The organism is Rugamonas fusca (assembly GCF_014042365.1).
Lineage (GTDB): Bacteria > Pseudomonadota > Gammaproteobacteria > Burkholderiales > Burkholderiaceae_D > Rugamonas > Rugamonas fusca.
In genome coordinates, this window is sequence record NZ_JACEZS010000009.1 from 190,481 (window position 1) to 212,533 (window position 22,053).

General features: G+C 65.1%; 19 protein-coding genes. 15 read left to right on the forward strand and 4 right to left on the reverse strand.

The annotated features are described in order from the left end of the window. Positions 1 to 11 precede the first annotated feature (11 nt). Positions 12 to 977 carry a cation diffusion facilitator family transporter gene (locus H3H36_RS12605; protein WP_182218020.1) on the forward strand — a complete coding sequence of 322 codons (966 nt, stop codon included), beginning with the start codon at positions 12 to 14 and terminating at the stop codon, positions 975 to 977. On the opposite strand, the gene H3H36_RS12610 is transcribed toward H3H36_RS12605, so the two are convergent. Beyond that, positions 978 to 2,495: a S10 family peptidase gene (locus tag H3H36_RS12610; protein WP_220459723.1), complete on the reverse strand. Its 1,518-nt coding sequence runs from the start codon at positions 2,493 to 2,495 to the stop codon at positions 978 to 980. 154 nt (positions 2,496 to 2,649) lie between these two features. Between H3H36_RS12610 and H3H36_RS12615 the strand changes: the two genes are divergently transcribed. Then, on the forward strand, positions 2,650 to 3,750 hold the full coding sequence (locus H3H36_RS12615) for an alpha/beta fold hydrolase (protein ID WP_182218025.1): 1,101 nt from the start codon (positions 2,650 to 2,652) through the stop codon (positions 3,748 to 3,750). A gap of 165 nt (positions 3,751 to 3,915) precedes the next feature. After that, complete coding sequence (locus H3H36_RS27545; protein WP_182218028.1) at positions 3,916 to 5,571, forward strand: sensor domain-containing diguanylate cyclase; 1,656 nt, start codon at positions 3,916 to 3,918, stop codon at positions 5,569 to 5,571. Between the two features lie 8 nt (positions 5,572 to 5,579). On the opposite strand, the gene H3H36_RS12625 is transcribed toward H3H36_RS27545, so the two are convergent. Beyond that, positions 5,580 to 7,571 (reverse strand): diguanylate cyclase, encoded by a 1,992-nt coding sequence (locus H3H36_RS12625; RefSeq protein ID WP_182218030.1) that lies wholly within the window; start codon positions 7,569 to 7,571, stop codon positions 5,580 to 5,582. 342 nt (positions 7,572 to 7,913) lie between these two features. Beyond that, the gene (locus H3H36_RS12630; RefSeq protein WP_182218032.1) at positions 7,914 to 9,263 is read right to left on the reverse strand and encodes an MFS transporter; all 1,350 of its coding nucleotides are present in this window, start codon (positions 9,261 to 9,263) and stop codon (positions 7,914 to 7,916) included. Between the two features lie 129 nt (positions 9,264 to 9,392). Between H3H36_RS12630 and cyoA the strand changes: the two genes are divergently transcribed. Genes cyoA through H3H36_RS12665 form a run of 7 tightly spaced genes read left to right on the forward strand, consistent with a single transcriptional unit; the run spans position 9,393 to position 16,093 of the window. Continuing rightward, positions 9,393 to 10,400 (forward strand): ubiquinol oxidase subunit II, encoded by a 1,008-nt coding sequence (gene cyoA, locus H3H36_RS12635; protein WP_182218034.1) that lies wholly within the window; start codon positions 9,393 to 9,395, stop codon positions 10,398 to 10,400. After that, positions 10,384 to 12,387, forward strand: coding sequence for a cytochrome o ubiquinol oxidase subunit I (gene cyoB, locus H3H36_RS12640; RefSeq protein ID WP_182218036.1), 2,004 nt, complete (start codon positions 10,384 to 10,386; stop codon positions 12,385 to 12,387). The genes cyoA and cyoB overlap by 17 nt, the downstream gene beginning before the upstream one ends. A 1-nt stretch (position 12,388) precedes the next feature. Further along, the gene (gene cyoC, locus H3H36_RS12645; protein WP_229219885.1) at positions 12,389 to 13,018 is read left to right on the forward strand and encodes a cytochrome o ubiquinol oxidase subunit III; all 630 of its coding nucleotides are present in this window, start codon (positions 12,389 to 12,391) and stop codon (positions 13,016 to 13,018) included. Next, positions 13,015 to 13,431, forward strand: a complete 417-nt coding sequence (gene cyoD, locus H3H36_RS12650) for a cytochrome o ubiquinol oxidase subunit IV (protein WP_182218039.1) — start codon at positions 13,015 to 13,017, stop codon at positions 13,429 to 13,431. Before cyoC ends, cyoD begins: the two co-directional genes overlap by 4 nt. Further along, complete coding sequence (locus tag H3H36_RS12655) at positions 13,428 to 14,234, forward strand: SURF1 family protein (protein WP_182218041.1); 807 nt, start codon at positions 13,428 to 13,430, stop codon at positions 14,232 to 14,234. Before cyoD ends, H3H36_RS12655 begins: the two co-directional genes overlap by 4 nt. Continuing rightward, positions 14,218 to 15,567: an ATP-binding protein gene (locus H3H36_RS12660; RefSeq protein WP_182218043.1), complete on the forward strand. Its 1,350-nt coding sequence runs from the start codon at positions 14,218 to 14,220 to the stop codon at positions 15,565 to 15,567. Before H3H36_RS12655 ends, H3H36_RS12660 begins: the two co-directional genes overlap by 17 nt. Continuing rightward, the gene (locus H3H36_RS12665) at positions 15,557 to 16,093 is read left to right on the forward strand and encodes a response regulator transcription factor (protein WP_182218046.1); all 537 of its coding nucleotides are present in this window, start codon (positions 15,557 to 15,559) and stop codon (positions 16,091 to 16,093) included. Before H3H36_RS12660 ends, H3H36_RS12665 begins: the two co-directional genes overlap by 11 nt. 143 nt (positions 16,094 to 16,236) lie before the next feature. On the opposite strand, the gene hpaR is transcribed toward H3H36_RS12665, so the two are convergent. Beyond that, a complete protein-coding gene (hpaR, locus tag H3H36_RS12670; protein WP_182218049.1) occupies positions 16,237 to 16,701 on the reverse strand; it encodes a homoprotocatechuate degradation operon regulator HpaR in 465 nt (154 codons plus the stop codon). A gap of 244 nt (positions 16,702 to 16,945) precedes the next feature. On the opposite strand from hpaR, the gene H3H36_RS27335 reads away from it, so the two are divergent. The 5 genes from H3H36_RS27335 (at position 16,946) to ureC (ending at position 22,050) form a co-directional block, all read left to right on the forward strand. Continuing rightward, a complete protein-coding gene (locus H3H36_RS27335; protein ID WP_182218052.1) occupies positions 16,946 to 18,592 on the forward strand; it encodes a methyl-accepting chemotaxis protein in 1,647 nt (548 codons plus the stop codon). 172 nt (positions 18,593 to 18,764) lie between these two features. Further along, entirely contained in the window at positions 18,765 to 19,616 is an 852-nt protein-coding gene (locus H3H36_RS12680; RefSeq protein ID WP_182218054.1) for an urease accessory protein UreD, read from the forward strand. 12 nt (positions 19,617 to 19,628) lie between these two features. Beyond that, positions 19,629 to 19,931, forward strand: coding sequence for an urease subunit gamma (locus tag H3H36_RS12685; protein ID WP_182218056.1), 303 nt, complete (start codon positions 19,629 to 19,631; stop codon positions 19,929 to 19,931). 90 nt (positions 19,932 to 20,021) lie between these two features. Then, positions 20,022 to 20,348 carry an urease subunit beta gene (locus H3H36_RS12690; protein WP_182218058.1) on the forward strand — a complete coding sequence of 109 codons (327 nt, stop codon included), beginning with the start codon at positions 20,022 to 20,024 and terminating at the stop codon, positions 20,346 to 20,348. Between the two features lies 1 nt (position 20,349). Then, positions 20,350 to 22,050 (forward strand): urease subunit alpha, encoded by a 1,701-nt coding sequence (gene ureC / locus H3H36_RS12695; protein ID WP_182218060.1) that lies wholly within the window; start codon positions 20,350 to 20,352, stop codon positions 22,048 to 22,050. Positions 22,051 to 22,053 lie beyond the last annotated feature (3 nt).

Below are 22,053 nucleotides of genomic sequence, written 5' to 3' on the forward strand. Positions count from 1 at the left end.
GCCCAGCACCCATGAAATTTGACCAGATTGAAGACGACCAGGAAGAATCCCCGCACAGCGCGCAGGAGCGCGCGGCGGCCGCCAGCCGCAGCACCTGGGTCAGCGTCGCCATCAACCTGGTGCTGAGCTGCACCCAGGTCGGCGTCGGCCTGTTCTCGCGCTCGCAGGGCTTGATCGCTGACGGTATCCACTCGCTGTCGGACCTGGTGGCTGACTTCGTGGTGCTGTTCGCCAGCCACCACAGCAAGAAGGACGCGGACCAGGATCACCCCTACGGCCACCAGCGCTTCGAGACGGCCGCCTCGCTGGCGCTGGGCTTGCTGCTGCTGGCCGTGGGGGTGGGCATGCTGTGGTCGGCCATCGCCAAGCTGCAAAAGCCGGAAGCCATTCCGCAGGTGCACGTGGCCGCGCTGTGGGTGGCCGCCGTGGCGCTGGTGGCCAAGGAAACGCTGTTTCGCTACATGCTGGCCGTGGCCACGCGCGTCAAGTCCAGCATGCTGGTGGCCAATGCCTGGCACGCCCGCTCGGACGCGGCGTCATCGCTGGTGGTGGGCATCGGTATCGCCGGCAACCTGATGGGCTATCCCATCCTGGACCCGATCGCCGCGCTGATCGTCGGCTTCCTGATTTCGAAGATGGGCTGGGAATTTGGCTGGGACGCGCTGCACGATTTGATGGACCGCGCCGCCGATGAACTGGAAGTGGAGGCGATCCGCCGCACGCTGCTGGAAACGCCGGGCGTGAGCGGCGTGCACGACGTGCGTACCCGCAAGATGGGCGACCTGATCGTGGTCGACGCCCACCTGGAAGTGGACGCCACGCTGACCGTGGAGCAGGGCCACGATATCGCCGTGCTGGCGCGCCAGCGCGTGCTGCAACGGCACCGCGTGCTGAACCTGATGACCCACGTCGATCCGTGGCGCCGGCCTGACCTCGATCACGTGCCGGCCGCCGAAGCGGCCGGCCAGTTGCGCTGATTACAGGCCGTACAGGGCCTTGGCGTCGCGCTTGAACGCCTGGGCCGAGGCGTCGCGGCTGTAGAACATGTGGCCGCCCGGGTAGACCGACAAGCGCACCGGCGAGCTGCCCATTTTCGGCATCTGGTCGATGATCAGGCGCGAGGCGAAGTAGGGGCAGGCCAGGTCGTTATAGCCGTGCACGATCAGCACGCCCATGTTGGGATCGTTGGCGATGGCCTTGCGCAGGTCGCTGACCGGCTTGTCCTGCCTCGTGCCCGCCCGGTCCCAGGCCTTGTTCACGTCATACGACAGCGCGTTGTAGCGCGCCTCCGTCTTCCAGCCCACTTCGCGCGTGATGAAGTCCACCATGGCGCTGGTGGTGGGCGCGATCAGCGCCTCCAGGATAGGGTCGCCCGACTTGCGGTCGGCCGATTCCGGGAACGGGTCCCAGGCCGTCACGTTGGCGTCGTAGATGGAGCCGATCTTCTTGTCGGCGCGGTGCACTTCGCGCAGGAAGGTGGCGATATCGAGGCGGCCATCGAGCCGGCCCACCACTTGCGCGTCCACCCCCGTCAGGCCCGACACCTTGCTCACCAGGCGTCCGATGGCGGCCGGGTCGGCGCGGCCGGCGAACAGGTCCAGCGCGTACTGCTGGCGCACATACGATTCCACTTCCTGCATGGCGGCCGGCGTCAGGCGGTGCTGGTTCTCCAGCTGCACGGCGGCCATCGAGGGCAGGTTGATCATCCACGGCAGCGGCGACAGGGCCGTGTCGTCGCCGATGGCAGCCGGGTCCAGGTACGGCGATACCATGATCAAGCCCTTCACGCCCACGCCCAGCTGCGTTTGCAGGTGGTAGGCGATGCGCGGCGCGCGGTAGCCGCCATAGGATTCGCCCATCACGAATTTCGGCGAGCGCAGGCGGCCGTTCTTGACCAGCCAGTCATACACCACGCGCGACAAATACTTGATGTCCGGCTCGGTGGCGTAGAAATCGGCCTTGGTCTTGTCGGCATCCTCGAGCGAGCGGCTGAAGCCCGTGCCCACCGGGTCGATGAACACCAGGTCGCTCATGTCGAGCCAGGTGGCCGCGTTGTCCTTCAGCTCCGACGAATCGGACGGCACGTTGCCGGCGTCGCCGAACTGCACCCGCTTGGGGCCGATGGCGCCCAGGTTCAGGTACACGGACGCGGCGCCCGGGCCGCCGTTGAAGGCGAACGTGACGGGCCGTTTGGCGTCCGCGCCCGGCACCACATAGGACGTGTACACGACTTCCGCCGTGACCTTGCCCTTGGCGTCGCGCACCTTGATGGCGCCCACGGTGGCGTCGTAATGGAGCACCTTGCCGTTCAGGGTGATGGATTGGTGGACTTTCTTGTCCTCGGACAGGGGCGGCAGCTCGATCTCGCTTTTGGCATCGGCTTTCGCTTCCGGTTTGGCGTCCGCCGCGAAGGCGGGCGCCTGCAATCCCAGGCTGAACAGGCCAGCGAGGATCAGGCTGGTGAACATCCGGGAACGTGCGGGTGGGGTAGGCATGGGCATCCTTTTCAAGTGGTGGAAAATGAAGCGCAGCCAGTTTTGCCTAAAAATGACTGTAGGGCAAGTTTTTTCACGCGGGATCCACGTTGGCCACCTTAATGTATGAGTTCTGATATAGTATCAGTATTCGTATATTATTAAAGGAGCATCCATGCTGCCCGACCATGCGATCCATCTTGCAGAGAAAAACGCCATCCACGCGCGGCGGCCGGCAGGCGGCAACCCCGGTCCCCAGGGACCGGCGCCCGGACGCGCGCGGCCCTTGCTGCGCGCGGCGCTGGTGACGCTTTCCCTGCTGGCCGCCGCAACGGGCGCTGCCTGGCTGGTCCAGCGCCAGGTGGACGTGGCGCGCGCCGCCCGCTGGCCGGCGCCGGGGCAACTGGTGGTGGCCGGCGCCCAGCGGCTGCATGTGCATTGCATGGGGGCGGGCGGCCCCACCATGGTGCTGGAAGCGGGCATGGGCGGCTGGTCGCAGGACTGGTCGCTGGTGCAGGCCCGGCTGGCCACGCAGGGCAGGGTATGCAGCTACGACCGGGCCGGCTATGGCTGGTCCGATGACGGCCCGGCCACGTGCGATGGCATGGCCATGGTGCAGCAGTTGCGCCAGGCGCTGGCCGCCGCCCATGTCGACGGCCCCTACCTGCTGGCCGGCCATTCGATGGGCGGCTTGCTGGTTGGCCTGTATGCGCGCAGCTACCCGCGCGAGGTGGCCGGCCTGGCCTTCGTGGACGCCGTGGGGCGCGACTACGCGGCCCAGTTTGCGTCGCCGGCGTACCGGGACTTCCGCGCCGGACTGGGGCGGTTGCTGGCCATGGCCGATACGCTGGCGCCGTTGGGCATACCGCAGGCGCTGGGCCAGCCGGCATCGCTGGTGGCGGCCCGGCTGCCGGCCGCGGTGCGCGGCAGCGCCATCGATTTCAGCCAGCGGCCGCGCCAGTACGCGGCGCTGCGGGCGGAAAACGCGGGCTTCGACGCCATGCTGGCGCAGGCGCGCCGCGCCGGACCGCTGCCGCACGTGCCGACCGTGGTACTCAGCAGCAGCGTGATGCGCGACTTTCCGCCCGGACTCGACAGCGACGCCATGCGCGTGGCCTGGCAACTGAACCAGGACAGCATCGCCCGCGAGGCTGGCGTGCGGCGCGTGATCTTCAGCGACACGGGCCACTTCCTGCACGTGGAACGGCCCGACGCCGTGGTCGCCGCGCTGGCGGCATGGCGCCGGCAGGTGAGGGTTGTTAATGGGAGAATGTGAGAATGTGTGAATATTGGCGGGGCGGCCACCTGCTATTCTCATCTTGCTAGTAGCAAATTTCCCTGTACTTGTTGTACATGACGCGCCGGGCGTGATCGGAGTACGATGTGTGCTGAGCAGCCAGCCGCACGCGCGCGACCGCTGCGACCTCAATAAAGTGACCCTATGGCGGAGCCGCTGCACATCGAACCGGCGCTTGCTACCGGCATCAAGAGCCGCCGGTTGATCCTGATCGCGTGGCTGTTCTCTGCCATCATCGTGCTGGTCCTGCTGTTCACCTACTACGGTATCGGCTTGCTGTCGGCCGGGCGGGCTTACGTCGGTGGTGAAGGCCTGTGGTCCAAGGCCCAGAAGGATGCCGTGTTCGCGCTGGAGCGTTACACGCACTACCACCAGGAGGCCGACTATGACAGCTACCGCGCGGCGCTGGACCTGATCCTGGGCGACCGCCAGGCCCGGCTCGAGCTGGAACAGCCGGCGCCGGACCTGGCGCGCGCGCGGGCCGGCTTCCTCCGGGGCGGCAACCAGCCGGCCGACATCGACGACATGATCGGCTTGTTCCGCCATTTCCGCCATATTCCCGACATCGACAAGGTGATCGGCATCTGGACCCGCGGCGACGCCATGATCGACGAGCTGATGGCGCTGGCCCATCAGGTGCGCGCTTCCGTGCAGCGGGGCGAGACCGATGAGGCGGTGGTGCTGGCCCAGCTGCGCGAGCTGAACGCCATCAACCAGCGCCTGCGCCCGCTCGAGGATGACTTCTCCTCCACGCTGGGGCAGGCCGCGCGCACCACGGAATTCATCTTGCTGGCCGCGCTGTTCGTCGGTGTCGCGCTGCTGCTGGGCGCGGCCATCCTGTTCTCGCGTCGCATGGTGCGGCAAAGCGAGCAGGTGGAAAGCGCGCTGCGGCAGGGCGAACAGCAATTGCGCGGTCTGCTCCAGTTCGCGCCGTTACCGATCGTGATCGTGCGCACCAGCGACAACACCATCCTGTTCGCCAATGAGCACGCGCTGAAACAATTCAAGCTGACGGCCACCGCACTGGCCCTGTCGCGCCCGGCCGACTTCTATTTGCGCAGCGAGGACCGCGATACCCTGTTTGCCCATTTGCGCCAGCATCGCAGCGTCGAGGACTGGGAAGTGCGGCTGCAGGACGCGCACGGGATCCCGTTCTGGGCCTCGATGTCCTGCCAGTGCATCAGCTACGACGGCCAGGAATGCGTGCTGACGGCCCTGAACAATATCGAAGTGCGCAAGCGCAACCAGCAGGAATTGCAGCGGCGCGCCTTCTACGACGAGTTGACGGCCTTGCCGAACCGGGCCATGTTCATGGAGGCGCTCGACGATCTGCTGTCGCGCAAGGCCATCGAGGGCGGCACGTTCGCCCTCATGTTCATCGACGTGGACCGCTTCAAGATCATCAACGACGAGCTCGGGCACGACGCCGGCGACAAGCTGCTGCAGGAAGTGGCCGCGCGCCTGACGGCCAATGTGCACCAGGCGGACATGGTGGCGCGCCTGGGCGGCGATGAATTCGTGGTGCTGGTGACGGAGCAGACGGAGGCCGATGCCGTCAACCGGACGGCGAACCGGATCATGGCGGCCATGGCGCCCAATTTCCATTTCGACCAGCACCAGATCAGCGTCACCATCAGCATCGGCATCAGCTGCTACCCCCACGATGGCACGGAGCTGATGACCGTGATGAAGCACGCGGACGTGGCCATGTACCGGGCCAAGGAACGGGGGCGCAACAACTTCCAGTGGTATGGGGCGCCCAGGCGTGCCGTCGGCGCCGATGCCTGTCTCGATGAGTGAGGGCGGGGTCAGGCGCTGGCCACGACGGCATTGCGGCCCCCTTGCTTGGCCTTGTACATGGCCAGGTCGCCGCACATGAGCAGCTTGCGCGCATCGTCGGCGTGCTCGGGGTAGAGCGCCACGCCGATGCTCGACGAGATGTCGAGCAGCTTGCCGTCGTCCATCCGGAAGGGCTGTTCCAGGCTGGCCCGTATCTTCTCGGCCACGCTGACGGCATCCTGCGCGCCCAGCACGTCCGGCAACAGCACCACGAATTCGTCCCCGCCCAGGCGTGACGGCGTGTCCGACGCGCGCAGGCAAGCCTTGACGCGCTTGGCCACCTGCTTCAACAGCCAGTCGCCGGCCTCGTGGCCGTAGCGGTCGTTGACGGGCTTGAAGCGGTCCAGGTCGATGAACAGCACGCCGACCTTGCGCCGCTTGCGCTGGGCCAGCGCGACGGCCTGCTGCAGCCGGTCTTCCAGCAGGCGGCGGTTGGGCAGGCCCGTCAGCAGGTCGTAGTAGGCCAGCTTGTCCAGCTGCAGCTGGATTTCCTTTTGCGCCGTCGTGTCGTAGTTCACGCCCGTCATGCGCAGCGGTTTGCCGTGCGCGTCGAAGGTGGTCTGCGACACGGCCTTCAGGTAATGGGTCGAGCCGTCCGGCCACAGGACCCGGAATTCGATCGCGTAGGCGCGCTCGCCGCGCAGCGCGGCCTGGATTTCCTGCTCCGCGTAGGCGCGGTCGTCCGGGTGGATGGAGGCGGCCCACGCTTCGAACGCGCCGCCGAAATCGCCTTCGCGCAAGCCGTACAGCTTGTACATGACCTGGTCCCACACGAGCCGGTTGTTGACCACGTCCCAGTCCCAGATGCCGACGATGCCGGCCGAGGCGGCCGCCTCCAGCCGCTCCTTCGATGCGCGCAGCGCCGATTCGGCCCGTTTCAGTTGCGTGATGTCGTAGAACACGGTCAGGCGGCTGTCGTCGTGGCCGGCGTCGTCGCCGATGACGACGGCTTCGGCGATCACGGTGCGCACGTCGCCGTCCTGGCAGGTCAGGGTCAGTTCGGTCGGCTGGAACGGCAAGCCCTTGGCCACCGATACCTCCATCCGTTGGCGCCAGGCGGCCACGGTGGCGGCCCGCGCTTGCGGCTCGGGGATGACGCGTTCCCAGAACGTGTCGGCCGTCGCCACTTCGGCCAGCGTATAGCCGAAACTGCGGACGAAGGCCGCGTTGACATAGGAAGTGTGGCCATCGGCCGTCCACAGCGCCTTGGGGATGGGCGACAGCTCGATGATGGAGCGCATGCGCTGCTCGCTGCGGGCCAGCGCCTGGGTACGCTCGACCACTTGCTGCTCGACGTCCCGGAAGGCGGTGCGGGCCCGGTGTTCGGCCAGGCTTTGCCTGGCCAGCAAATTGGCGAAGCCGACCAGCATCTTCAGGATCGCCGCCACCCGTTCCTCGGCCACGATGGGCACTTCGGCCAGGGCCCGGAAATAGCCTTCGCGCTCAAAGCCGAACCGGGCGCATTGGGCTTCAAAGTAGGCCAGGTCCGGCGGCTGCAGGAAGAACTGGCCGATGAACAGGTTGGCGATGTGCTGGCCGTCGACGATGATGGGCGAGGCGCAGTCCGTCAAGCCGTTGCTGCAGCGGTAGATGGCGTAATTGGTGCCGTCCTGCATTTGCCGCGACAGGCTGGTGTCGCTCTCGAGGCAGCGGCCCAACGTGTTCTCGTTACTGCGGTGGTATTCCATGCACAGGCGCTGCCAGTTCGACGAAGCCAGCACGACGCCGTTGAAGTCGATGATCGCCACCGGCAAGCCGATCACCTCCAGGTAGCTGGCGAACACCTCGTTCATTTTGCTGAAGTCGATCAGTTCGGCCAGATTGAAGTCCGCCGCGGGCGCCGCTTCCCTGGCGGCCAGTTCACGGTTCCAGCTGGCGTGCAGCGGATCGCGCATCTGGTCCAGCTGCGATGGCCGCACAAAGAACATCGGCTGCTCGGGCGAGGGCAATGGTTTTGTCATCTTGAGGCACCGGCGAGCGTCACCGCCTGTTGGTGGTAATTCTGGGAAACGGGGCAGTGTAGCCGATTTCCCGTGCCGCCCGGTGGTGCGATGGCCACTGACTAGCGATCAACAAGTGCTTGACGTCGCGCCAATAATTGTTCAGTTACATGAAGGCGGGAATGGGGGAGGGGGCGCGTAATTACTTATAAGACAAGAAATTGATGTACATTAAGCTGTTGCTGATAAACAACGGTGCCAGGTGATACGGCGCCGGCCGCGGGTGGGCAGCCTCGCGTCACATGGCAAAACGGGGAGGGCGCCCGTCAGGCGACCCTCCCCGTGTTGCGGGCTAGCCTTTGCTTAGTCGCGGATTTCCAGCGCCCGGTTCAGACTCAGGGCGGCCAGCGAACCGACCGCGCCCGACAGCAGGTACAGGCTGACATAGGCCAGGCCGAAGTGGGCCGACAGCCCCAGCGCCACCAGCGGCGCGAAGCCGGCGCCCACCAGCCAGGCCAGGTCCGAGGTCAGGGCCGCGCCCGTGTAGCGGTATTTGGCTTCGAAGTTGGCCGTCACGGCGCCGGCGGCCTGGCCGTACGACAGGCCCAGCAGGCAGAAGCCGGTCAGGATGAACACGTTCTGGCCCAGCGCGCCGCCATCCATCAGCATGGGCACGAAGCCGCTGAACACGCCGATCATCACGGCCAGGGCGCCCAGCGTGCTGCGGCGGCCGAAGCGGTCGGCGATCAGGCCCGAGATCACGATGCCGACGGCGGCCAGCGCCGCGCCGCCCATCTGCAGTTGCAGGAAGTCGGCGATCGAACGGCTCGAATACAGGTTGATCCACGACAGCGGGAACACCGTCACCAGGTGGAACAGGGCATAGCTGGCCAGCGCGGCCAGCGCGCCGATCAGGATGTTGCGGCCCTGGCTGTGCGACATCTCGATCACATTGGTCGGTTCGAGCTCACGTTCATCGAGCAGGCGCGAGTATTCCGTGGTCGACACCAGCCGCAGGCGGGCGAACAGGGCCACCACGTTGATGGCGAAGGCCACGTAGAACGGATAGCGCCAGCCCCAGTCGAGGAAGTCCGTATTGTCCAGCGTGGACAGCAGGAACGAGAACAGGCCGGCGGCCAGGATGAAGCCGACCGGCGCACCGAGCTGGCCCAGCATGGCGTACCAGCCGCGCTTGTTGGCCGGCGCGTTCAGCGCCAGCAGCGAGGGCAGGCCGTCCCACGAGCCGCCCAGCGCCACGCCCTGGCCCACGCGCGCCACCGACAGCAGCAGGATGGACAGCGGCCCCAGCGTGGCATAGGTGGGCAGGAAGGCGATGCTGGCCGTGGAGGCGCCCAGCAGCACGAGCGCCAGGGTGAGCTTGGTCTCGCGGTTGAACCGTTGTTGTATGTACATGAACGCCAGCGTGCCGAACGGGCGGGCGATGAAGGCGAAGGCGAAGATGGTGAAGGCGTACAGCGTGCCTTCGAGACGACCGTCAAACGGGAAGAAGATGGAGGGGAACACCAGCACGGATGCGATGGCGTAGACGAAAAAGTCGAAATATTCCGAAGCCCTGCCGATCACGACGCCGATGGCGATCTCGCCGGGGGCGATATGCCCGTCGCGCGAATTGATGTTGCGGGCGCCGCTGTCGGTATGACGCGGTGGATAGTCGACGCGGCCATTGCCGCCGAAGGTAGTCGTATTTGCCATGGTTGTCGTCTCTATGTCGTTTTGATAGACGGTCACGCCCGTGGGGGTGGGGCAAAGTGTCCAATCGCCAGAGCGAGCCGTTACCGTTACAGTAGCATGTTCTCCACTTTGTGTAACGCATAAAACCGCATGATATCTCCGACCGTTCGTCGCGGACTGATGCTGCTCCCCCTGCTGGCCCTGGCCGGCTGTAATACGGTGGTGCTGAATCCTTCCGGTGACATTGCTGCTCAGCAGGGACACCTTGTCGTTGTCGCTACGCTGTTGATGCTGCTGATTATCGTTCCGGTAATCGCACTGACCCTCCTCTTCGCTTGGCGTTATCGCCAGAGCAACACCCAGGCCAAGTATGACCCGGACTGGGACCATTCGACCAAGCTGGAACTGGTGATCTGGGGCGCGCCCCTGTTGATCATCATCGTGCTGGGCCTGCTGACCTGGATCAGCACCCACTTGCTCGACCCGTTCCGTCCGCTGAGCCGCCTGGACGCCAACCGCCCCGTGGCGGCCGACGTCAAGCCGCTGGTGGTGCAGGTGGTGGCGCTGGACTGGAAGTGGCTGTTCATCTATCCGGAGCAGGGCATCGCCACGGTCAATGAACTGGTGACCCCGGTCGATGTGCCCGTGCGCTTCCAGATCACCGCCTCGACCGTGATGAACGCGTTCTACATCCCCGCGCTGGCCGGCCAGATCTACGCCATGCCCGGCATGCAGACCACGCTCAACGCCGTGATCAACAAGCCCGGCGAGTGGGAAGGCTTCTCGGCCAACTACAGCGGCGCCGGTTTCTCGCACATGCGCTTCAAGTACCGCGGCGTGAGCCAGGCCGAGTTCGGCGACTGGATCAAGTCGGCCAAGTCCGCCGGTGGCGAACTGACCCGCGCTGGTTACCAGCAGCTGGCCGAGCCGAGCGAGCGCGAGCCGGTGCGCCACTACGGCGCCGTCGATGCTGAACTGTTCAGCAAAGTCGTGAACCGTTGCGTGGCCGATGGCAGCACCTGCATCAACGCCATGATGGCGGCCGACGCGCAAAAGAACGCCGCCCCTGAAAAGGATGGCCGCGTGGCCCTGAACGGCGCAGAGATTTGCGTTACCCCTCCCACTTCGCAGAAGACCGACAATGCAAGACCATACTGACCTGACCAAGCTCCTACTCGGCCGGCTGAGCTGGGATGCGATCCCGTTCCATGAGCCCATCCTGCTCGGCACCTTCACCATGGTGGCGCTGGGCGGCATGCTCGTCCTCGGCCTGATCACCAAATACCGCCTGTGGGGCACGTTGTGGCGCGACTGGGTGACCAGCATCGACCACAAGAAGATCGGCATCATGTACATGATCTTCGGCCTCGTGATGCTGCTGCGCGGCTTCGCCGACGCATTGATGATGCGCGCCCAGCAGGCCCTGTCGTTCGGTGACGCCACCGGCTTCCTGCCGCCGCACCACTACGACCAGATCTTCACCGCCCACGGCGTGATCATGATCTTCTTCGTCGCCATGCCGTTGGTGACGGGCCTGATGAACTACGTGGTGCCGCTGCAGATCGGCGCGCGCGACGTGGCCTTCCCGTTCCTGAACAACTTCTCGTTCTGGATGGCGGTGTTCGGCGGCGGCCTGACCATGGTGTCGCTGTTCGTGGGCGAATTCGCCCGTACCGGCTGGCTCGCCTATCCGCCCCTGTCGGGCATCCTGGCCAGCCCCGACGTGGGCGTGGACTACTACATCTGGTCGCTGCAGATCGCCGGCGTCGGTACGCTGCTGTCGGGCGTGAACCTGATCGTCACCATCGTCAAGATGCGCGCCCCTGGCATGACCATGATGAAGATGCCTGTCTTCACCTGGACCGCGCTGTGCACCAACGTGCTGATCGTCGCTGCCTTCCCCGTGCTGACGGCCGTGCTGGCCATGCTGTCGCTGGACCGCATGTTCGGCACCAACTTCTTCACCAACGACCTGGGCGGCAACGCCATGATGTACGTGAACCTGATCTGGATCTGGGGCCACCCCGAGGTCTACATCCTGGTGCTGCCCGTGTTCGGCATCTTCTCGGAAGTGGTGTCCACCTTCTGCAGCAAGCGCCTGTTCGGCTACACCTCGATGGTCTATGCGACCGTCGTGATCACCGTGCTGTCCTACCTGGTGTGGCTGCACCACTTCTTCACCATGGGTTCGGGCGCCAGCGTCAACTCGTTCTTCGGCATCACCACGATGATCATCTCGATCCCGACCGGCGCCAAGATCTTCAACTGGCTGTTTACCATGTACCGCGGCCGTATCCGCTACGAACTGCCGATGATGTGGACCGTGTCGTTCATGATCACCTTCGTCATCGGTGGCATGACGGGCGTGCTGCTGGCCGTGCCGCCAGCGGACTTCGTGCTGCATAACTCGCTGTTCCTGATCGCCCACTTCCACAACGTCATCATCGGCGGCGTGGTGTTCGGCCTGTTCGCCGGCATCAACTACTGGTTCCCGAAAGCGTTCGGCTACAAGCTCGACAGCTACTGGGGCAAGTGGTCGTTCTGGCTGTGGAGCATCGGCTTCTACCTGGCCTTCATGCCGCTGTACGTGCTGGGCCTGATGGGCGTGACCCGCCGCATGAGCCACTTCGACGATCCATCGCTGCGCATCTGGTTCATCCTGGCCGCCATTGGCGCCGTGATGATCGCCGGCGGTATCGGCTCGATGCTGATGCAGTTCTACGTCAGCTTCAAGAACCGCGCCGCACTGCGCGACGTGACGGGCGACCCATGGGGCGGCCGTACGCTGGAGTGGTCGACCTCGTCGCCACCACCGGACTACAACTTCGCGTTCACGCCGATGGTGCACGATAACGACACCTGGGCCGACATGAAGAAGAACGGCTACCAGCGTCCGCTGAAAGGCTTCGTCGACATCCACATGCCGAAGAACACCGGCGCCGGCTTCATCATCGCCGCCCTCTCCGCCGTGGTAGGCTTCGCCCTGATCTGGAACATGTGGCTGCTGGCCGGCGTGAGCTTCGTCGCGATGATGGCCGCCATCATCATCCACACGTTCAATTACAACCGCGATTACTACATCAAGGCGGACCATGTGACCCGCGTTGAGAACGATCGCACCCGTCTGCTGGAAAGTGCTGCCTGAGATGAACGCTAATATCCCTGCCGGCGCCATGAGCGCCGACCCGAGCACGCGTTACCACGTGCTCGAGCACCACCCGGAAAACGGCACGCTGCTCGGTTTCTGGATCTACCTGATGAGCGATTGCCTGATCTTCGCCTGCCTGTTCGCCGCCTACGCTGTGCTGGGCCGCAACTACGCGGGCGGCCCGTCGGGCGCCGAGATCTTCGAACTGCCCGTGGTGGCGCTGAACACGGCGTTCCTGCTGCTGTCGTCGATCACCTACGGCTTCGCCATGCTGACCATGGCCAAGAAGCAAAAGGGCGCCACCCTGGTGTGGCTGGCCATCACCGGCGTGCTCGGTGCCTGCTTCCTGACCCTGGAACTGCAAGAGTTCGCGCACCTGATCGCCGAAGGCGCCGGTCCGCAGCGCAGCGGTTTCCTGACCTCGTTCTTCGCGCTGGTCGGCACCCACGGCCTGCACGTGACGTTCGGTATCGTGTGGCTGGTCACGCTGATGTTCCAGGTCGTCAAGCACGGCCTGACGCCTGAGAATGGCCGCCGCCTGATGTGCCTGTCGATGTTCTGGCACTTCCTGGACGTGGTCTGGATCGGCGTATTTACCTTTGTCTACCTGATGGGAGTGCTGCCATGAGCGACCACAATCACCACGGCCACGACCATGGCCACGGCCACCACGGCCACGATGACCACGCCAACCACGGCAGCCTGAAGACTTACGTGATCGGTTTCATCCTGTCCGTGATCCTGACGGCCATCCCGTTCTGGATGGTGATGCACAAGGTGTTCGACAAGTCGAGCACCACGGCCTTCGTCATCCTGGCCATCGCGGCGGTGCAGATCGTCGTCCACATGGTCTACTTCCTGCACATGAACGCGAAAGCGGAAGGCGGCTGGAACATGCTGGCGCTGCTGTTTACGACCATGCTGCTGGTGGTCATGCTGAGCGGTTCGATCTGGGTCATGTACCACCTGAACCACAACATGATGCCTGGCATGGCCCAGGACGTGGGCACGGTCGTGCAGAAAATGCGCGACATGCCATGATGGAAACGGCCGGACGGCGGCGCCGGCCCGCCATGCGCCTCGCATGGCTGGCCGGCGCCGCGCTGATGTGCGCCGGCTTCCTGGCGCTGGGCTGCTGGCAGTTGTGGCGCCTGCAATGGAAGCTGGACCTCATCGAACGGGTCAGCCAGCGCGTGCATGCCGCGCCGGTGCCCGCGCCCGGCCCGTCCCTGTGGCCGCACCTGTCGGTCACCGGGGACGAATACCTGCGCATCACGGCGGCCGGCACCTGGCTGCCCAACTATTCCACCCGCGTACAAGCTTCCACCGAGCAGGGCAGTGGTTTCTGGCTGCTCACCCCCCTGTGCCGTCCCGATGGCACTGTCTTACTGATCAATCGCGGCTTCGTGCCCGCCCGTCCCGGCGACTATACGCCCGCCGCACCCGTGCGCGCGCTGCCTGACAGCTGCCAGCCACACGCCGCCGGCGGCCCCGCCGAGGCGACCGTCACCGGCCTGCTGCGGCTGAGCGAGCCGCGTGGCAGCGTGTTGCGCTACAATGACGTCGCTTCCAGCCGCTGGTACTCGCGCGACGTGGCGGCCATCGCCGGCGCGCACCGTCTGCGCCGGGTGGCCCCGTATTTCGTCGATGCCGAGGCCGGGCCAGGCGCAGGCGCAGCGTCGCCCGATGGCGAGCATCCCGTGGGCGGGCTGACCGTGATTTCCTTCCGGAACAACCATTTGGTTTATGCTCTCACCTGGTTCGCGCTGGCCCTGATGGCGGCCGGCGCCTGCCTGTTGCTGACGCGAGACAAATGGAAACGCCGTGATGGAGAAACACAATGAAGGCCAAGCCAGGGACACCGGCTTGACCGAGCGCTGGAACGCCGCCGTGAGCGGTGGCCGCGCGCCCGGACACAAGAACATGCTGTTGCTGATCCAGCTGCGCTGGATCGCCGTGGCGGGGCAGGTGACGACCATCGTCATCGCCGCCATCGTCTTTGGCGTGCAGCTGCCGTTGCCCTACATGCTCGAAGTGGTGGCCTGCCTGGTCGGCTTCAACGTGGCCAGCCACTTGCGCTGGAGCGAACAGCAGGAAGTGACGAACAGCGAACTGTTCCTGTCCTTGCTGGTGGACGTGATCAGCCTCACGGCCCAGCTCTACCTGAGCGGCGGCACCAACAATCCCTTCGCCTTCCTCTATTTGCTGCAAGTGATCCTGAGCGCCGTGCTGCTGCGCGGCTGGGCCACGTGGAGCATCGTGCTGGCCACCTGCGTGTGCCTGGCCGGGCTGGCCCTGTTCGCCAAGCCGCTGCCGCTGCAGCTCGATCACAGCCGCGGCATCTTCAGCCTGTACGTGCAAGGGCTGCTGCTGTGCTTCGCGCTGGACGCGGCGCTGCTGGTGTTCTTCATCCGCCGCATCACCAACAACCTGCGCGCCGGCGACGCCAAGCTGGCCGCGCTGCGCCAGCGCGCCGCCGAGGAAGAGCACATCGTGCGCATGGGCCTGCTCGCCTCGGGCGCTGCGCACGAACTGGGCACGCCGCTGGCCACGCTGTCGGTGATCCTCGGTGACTGGCGCCGCATGCCCGCCGTCAGCAAGAATCCCGACCTGCTGGACGACATCACGGAAATGCAGACCCAGCTCCAGCGCTGCAAAGCCATCGTCAGCGGCATCCTGCTGTCGGCCGGCGAAGCGCGCGGCGAGTCGTCCGTGCGCACCACCATCCACACCTTCCTCGACCAGCTGACAGCCGAATGGCGCGCCAGCCGTCCGGTCGCCGCGTTCGACTATTACAATCGCATCGGCGAGGACTTGCCGGTGGTGTTTGACTCGGCCCTCAAGCAGATGATCTGCAACGTGCTCGACAACGCGCTGGAAGCGTCGCCCGAGTGGCTCAGTTTCGTGGCCACGCGCGAGGACGACATGCTGGTCATGTCCGTCTCCGACAGCGGACCGGGCTTCGCGCCCGAGATCCTGGCCCAGTTCGGCAAGCCCTACAATTCGAGCAAGGGCCGGCCGGGTGGGGGGCTGGGCTTGTTCCTGTCCGTAAACGTGGCGCGCACGCTGGGCGGCACGGTCGAAGCGCGCAACCGGCCGCAAGGTGGCGCGTCGGTGCAAATGCGGCTGCCGCTGGCCGCGCTGGTGTTGGAAGAGGAGTCGGCAGATGCCGAATGAACGACTGTTACTGATCATCGAAGACGACGCCGCGTTCGCGCGCACCCTGAGCCGCTCGTTCGAGCGGCGCGAGTACACGGTGCTGCTGGCGGCCAACCAGGAAGAAGCGGCGGCGCTGCTGGAACGGCACAACCCTGGCTACGCCGTGGTCGACCTCAAGCTGAAGGGCAATTCATCGGGTCTGGCCTGCGTGCAGATGCTGCACCAGCATGATGAAGACATGCTGATCGTCGTGCTGACGGGCTTCGCCAGCATCAACACGGCGGTCGAAGCGATCAAGCTGGGCGCCTGCCAATACCTGGCCAAGCCATCGAACACGGACGACATTGAAGCGGCGTTCGGCCACGTGGCCGGCAGCGCGGAGATCGAAGTGACGGCGCGCTCGACCTCGATCAAGACGCTGGAGTGGGAACGCATCCACGCCGTGCTGGCCGAGACGGATTTCAACATTTCGGAAACGGCCCGCCGGCTGGGCATGCACCGCCGCACGCTGGCGCGCAAGCTGGAAAAGCAGCGGGTGAAATAATTCGGTGTCAGGTCTGTCATTCGGACATTCGCCGTGCTCTTTTGCGTTTTCTCAAGGCGCACCTTCTAGACTGTTATAGCGACCACAACGAGTGACCGCTTACCATATGCGACCTCTGTACCGGTTGATTGAACTCAAGGGTTTTATCTCTGAGTCCGAATGACAGACCTGACACCGACTTTCGCGTCCAGTTCGACGAATGCTTCGCACAGATCAACCAGCGCCTGGAACCGTTGCGCGCCAAATGCCTCCTCGATGTGCTCGTACTGCCGCATCACCAGCGGCAGCATCTGTTTCACCACCTCGCTTCCGTGGGCAGCCAGCCCGACCATGACGCGGCGCTTGTCGCCGGCAACGGGCCGGCGCACCACCAGTCCGCTTTTTTCCATGCGGGCCAGCACGCCGGCCATGCTGGCGCTGAGCATGCCACATTGCTGACATAGTTCCCGCGGCTCCAGCTCGCCATGTTCGGCCAGTCCGCGCAGGATGCGCCACTGTTGTTCCGAGATGCCGAATTGGTGCAACAGCGGCCGGAAATACTGCATCAGGCTTTCCCTGGTCCGTCCGATGAGCTGAGGCAAATCGCGAAACGGGATCGGGTTATTCATCGGTGTTCCATGTAATGTTGAATGTTTTGCTCAAGTATATCAGTTGACTGAGGGCAAGTAACATGCTGTAATCACTAATATGTTAGCGGTTCGTGAGGCTGCTGACGCTATTCCTCCGTTGCCTCCGTGACCGTCCTGTATGGATGCGTCCAACTCAGCGTGACGCGCGCCATCCCTGCTCCGGCACCTGTTCGCACCTGTTCATGCCTCTTTGGCACCTTCAAGAAATGATCGAGTAGAAAATATGTTGCTAAGTAACTTCAAAGTGGGCACCCGCTTGTCCATCGGCTTTTTTGGTTTGATCCTGCTGCTGGCTGGCGTGACGGCGCTGGGGGTGACGCGGCTGGGCGCGCTGAACCAGAGCACGGAACTGATCGTCAAGGACCGCTACCCCAAGGTCGCCATCGCCAACAGGATATTGCAGGGCATTAGCGGCAGCGCGATCACCTTGCGTGAGTTATTGCTGACGGACGATCCAGCGCAAATCAAGCAAGACCTGGCTTCCATCGAGGCGATCCGGGTCGCGGTCAGCGCCGATATCGCCTTGCTGGACAAACTGCTGTCCACGCCCAAAGGACGGGAAATTTTTGCCCAACTGGTGCAGGCGCGCGCCGACTACCGCGTCAGCCAGGATGCGTTTTTACAACAGGTCGCGGCCGGTAACAAGGAACAGGCTGCCGCGACCTTGCGCGGTGATTTGCTCAGCAAGCAGAAACAGTACTTCAGCCAGGTCGAGCGCCTCATCAAGCTCGGTGGCGAGCTGATGGAAAAGGGCGGCGCCGAGGTGGCACGCGAATACAGCAGTGGTGCGACGATCATGCTGACGCTGGCCGGGCTGGCGATGGTGCTGGCCGCCGGCTTTGGCTACCTGGTCAGCAACAGCATCACCAGGCCGCTGCAACGGGCCGTGGAGATCGCCCGCACGGTGGCGTCCGGGGACCTGAGCAGCCGCATCGAAGTGCATTCGCGCGATGAAACGGGGCAGCTGATGCAGGCGCTGCACGACATGAACGCCAGCCTGACACGGCTGGTCGGCGAGGTGCGCCACGGTACCGAGGCGATCGCGGCGGCCACGGCTGAGATCGCAGAGGGCAACCAGGACTTGTCCGCCCGCACCGAGCATCAGGCCAGTTCGCTGGAGGAAACGGCGTCGTCGATGGAGGAACTGACGGCCACCGTGCACCAGAACACGGACAACGCGCGGCTGGCCAATGAACTGGCCGCTTCGGCCTCGGCCGTCGCCGTGCAGGGTGGCGCGGTGGTGAGCCAGGTGGTCGATACCATGGCGGCCATCCACACCGCGTCCAATAACATCGTCGACATCATCAGCGTGATCGACGGCATTGCGTTCCAGACCAATATCCTGGCCTTGAATGCGGCGGTGGAGGCGGCCCGCGCCGGCGAGCAGGGACGCGGCTTCGCGGTGGTTGCCGGCGAAGTGCGCAACCTGGCGCAACGCTCCGCCACGGCGGCCAAGGAAATCAAGGTGCTGATCGACGATTCGGTGCAGCAGGTGAACGCCGGTGGCAAGCTGGTGGACCGGGCCGGCAGCACCATGGCCGACGTCGTCGACAGCGTCAAGCGCGTCGCCGATATCATGGGGGAGATCGGCGCGGCCAGCCATGAGCAGAGTCTGGGTATAGGCCAGGTGCATCAGGCCATCAGCGAGATGGACCAGGTGACGCAGCAGAATGCGGCGCTGGTCGAGCAGGCCGCCGCGGCCGCGGATGCGCTGCGGCAGCAGGCGGCCCACCTGGCGCAGATGGTCAGCGTGTTCAAGCTGGCCGGGCCAGCGCCGGCGGCGCCCGTGCAGCTGGCCACGCGCGCGCGGCTGGCGCCGGCGGCTGGCCGGCCGGTGCCGTTGCCGGAACCGACGGAGGCAGTCGCATAGACAGGCGCCGCGCGCGGGGCCTGTGGTCCCCCGGCGATACCCGCCCCGCACGGAATTGGTGCAAAATAACCAAGCTAGTGCGGAAAGTTAACTAAATGCATGGTTAACGGAACATAAACGCTGGCACGCATATTGCTCATCAGTAAGGGTCGTCACTTTTGATTGCCCCACCATGCCTGATTGCATCGCACCGACCGGACTGGCCGCCAGCCACAGCGCCTGGCAGGCCAGTCTCGCGCTCGGATTTGCCGACGATGCCGGCACCACCCGCCTGATCGACAACACGCACTGCGGTCCGCTGCGGGTGCAAAAGCCGCTGTACCCGGAAGGCGGCGCCGTGTGTCACGCCATCATCGTCCATCCACCGGGCGGCGTGGTCGGGGGCGACCAGCTCTCCATCGCCGCCACCGTGGGCGCGCATGCACGTGCCTTGCTTACCACACCCGGCGCGGCCAAGTGGTACAAGGCCAACGGCAAGCGCTCGGCCCAGCAGGTGCGGCTGGACGTGGGACCGGGCGCAGCGCTCGAATGGCTGCCGCAGGAAGCCATCTTCTTCGACCAGGCCGACGTGGCGCTCGATCAAACCATCACCCTGGCGGCCGACGCCTGCTACATCGGCTGCGAAATCCTGTGCATGGGGCGGCGCGCATCGGGCGAAACGTTCGCCACCGGCCGCGTGGCGCAGCGCACCCGGATACGCCGCGACGACAAATTGATCTGGTGGGAGCAGGGCGCTTTGAACGGCGGCCGGCTCGACAGCCCGCTCACGCTCAACAGCCACACCGTCTGCGCCACGCTGATTGCCATCGGTCCACCGCTGCCCGCATCCGTGCTGACGGAGCTGCGCGCCGAATTGGGCGACGACCCGCATTTCGGCATCACCCAAGCTAAGGGCCTGCTGGTGGCCCGCCACCTCGGCGACGACAGCGAGATCGCGCGACGCACCATGCTCGCCGTGTGGCGCCGCGTGCGCCCCCATCTGCTGGGACGCGAGGCCATCACGCCGCGCATCTGGCAAACCTGAACTGGAGCCGTCATGGACCTGACCCCACGCGAAAAAGACAAACTGCTGATCTTCACGGCCGGCCTGCTGGCCGAGCGCCGCCTGGCGCGCGGCCTGAAGCTCAATTATCCGGAGGCCATCGCCTTGATCACCTGCGCCATCATGGAAGGCGCGCGCGATGGCAAGACCGTGGCCCAGCTGATGGCGGACGGCGCCAGGATCCTCACCCGCGCCGATGTCATGGAGGGCGTGCCCGAGATGATCCCCGATATCCAGGTCGAGGCCACGTTCCCGGACGGGAGCAAGCTGGTGACCGTGCATCACCCGATTCCGTGAGTGCGCCGACGATCTCGGCGCATTCCCCGCGCGCGCGTGCCCCATCCGGCCGCCGATGCGCAATTTTTTTGTATTTTTAAGGAGCCCTTCATGATCCCAGGCGAATATCTGCTCGAAGAGGGCGCAATCGATTTGAATGTGGGACGCGAGACGGCCACCGTGGTGGTCCAGAACCGCGGCGACCGGCCGATCCAGGTCGGTTCGCACTTCCATTTTTTCGAGGTCAATCCCGCGCTCGCGTTCGAGCGCTGGAAGGCCTATGGCATGCGGCTCAATATCGCGGCCGGCACCGCCGTCCGTTTTGAACCGGGCCAGCAGCGCACCGTCGAATTGGTCAAACTGGCCGGCGACCTGGAGGTCTACGGCTTCAACGGCGCGGTGCAGGGCAAACTGAAATCCAAACCACCCAGGAGCTGACATGGCGACCATTTCGCGCCAGGCTTACGCCGAGATGTTCGGCCCGACCAAGGGGGACCGTATCCGGCTGGCCGACACCGAATTGTTCATCGAGATCGAGCATGATTACGCCACCTATGGCGAGGAAGTGAAATTCGGCGGCGGCAAGGTGATCCGCGACGGCATGGGCCAGTCGCAGCGCGTCCATGCGCAGGTGATGGACACCGTCATCACCAACGCCGTCATCGTCGACCACTGGGGCATCGTGAAGGCGGACATCGGCCTGAAGGATGGCCTGATCGCCGCCATCGGCAAGTCCGGCAACCCCGACATCCAGCCCAACGTGACGATGGCCATCGGCGGCGCCACCGAGATCATCGCGGGCGAAGCCATGATCGTCACGGCCGGCGGGGTCGATACCCATATCCACTTCATCTGCCCGCAGCAGATCGAGGAAGCGCTGATGAGCGGCGTGACGACCATGATAGGCGGCGGCACCGGCCCGGCGGCCGGCACCTCGGCCACCACCTGCACGCCGGGCCCGTGGCATTTGCACGCCATGCTGGGCGCGGCCGACGCCTTCCCCATGAACCTGGGCTTTCTCGGCAAGGGCAACGTGAGCTTGCCCGCGCCGCTGGAGGAGCAGGTACTGGCCGGCGCCATCGGCCTCAAATTGCACGAGGACTGGGGCAGTACGCCGGCCGCCATCGACAACTGCCTGTCCGTGGCCGAGCGCATGGACGTGCAGGTGGCCATCCACAGCGACACGCTCAACGAGGGCGGCTTCCTGGAGCACACGCTGGCCGCGTTCAAGGACCGCACCATCCACACCTTCCACACGGAAGGGGCGGGAGGCGGCCATGCGCCCGACATCATCGCGGCCGTGGGGCAGGGCAATGTGCTGCCATCGTCCACCAATCCCACCCGCCCGTTCACCGTCAACACGCTGGACGAGCACCTGGACATGCTGATGGTATGCCACCACCTGGACGCGGCCATCGCCGAGGACGTGGCCTTCGCCGAGTCGCGCATCCGGCGCGAAACCATCGCGGCAGAGGATATCCTGCACGACCTGGGGGCGATCTCCATGATGTCATCGGACTCGCAAGCGATGGGCCGGGTGGGCGAAGTCATCATGCGCACCTGGCAGACGGCCCACAAGATGAAAGTGCAGCGCGGCCCGCTGGCGCCCGACACTGCGCGCAACGACAACTTCCGCGTCAAGCGCTACGTGGCCAAGTACACCATCAATCCGGCCATCACGCACGGCATCGCGCACGCCGTCGGTTCGCTGGAGGTTGGCAAGATCGCCGACCTGGTGCTGTGGAAGCCGGCCTTCTTCGGCGTCAAGCCGTCGCTGATCCTCAAGGGCGGCATGATCGCCGCGGCGCAGATGGGCGACCCCAACGCCTCCATCCCCACACCGCAGCCCGTGCACTACCGGATGATGTTCGGCGCCTTTGGCGGCGGCTTGAAAAAGTCGTTCACGTTTGTCTCGCAGGCCGCGTTCGACGCGGGCATAGGCGAGCAGCTCAAATTGAACAAGACGCTGATCGTGGCGAAGAACATGCGCGCGCTGCGCAAGGCCGACATGATCCACAACGGCGCCACGCCGGTGATGGAAGTCGATCCCGAAACCTATGAAGTGCGCGCCGACGGCCAGCTGCTGGTGTGCGAGGCGGCGGCCGTGCTGCCGATGGCGCAGCGCTACTTCCTGTTCTGAACC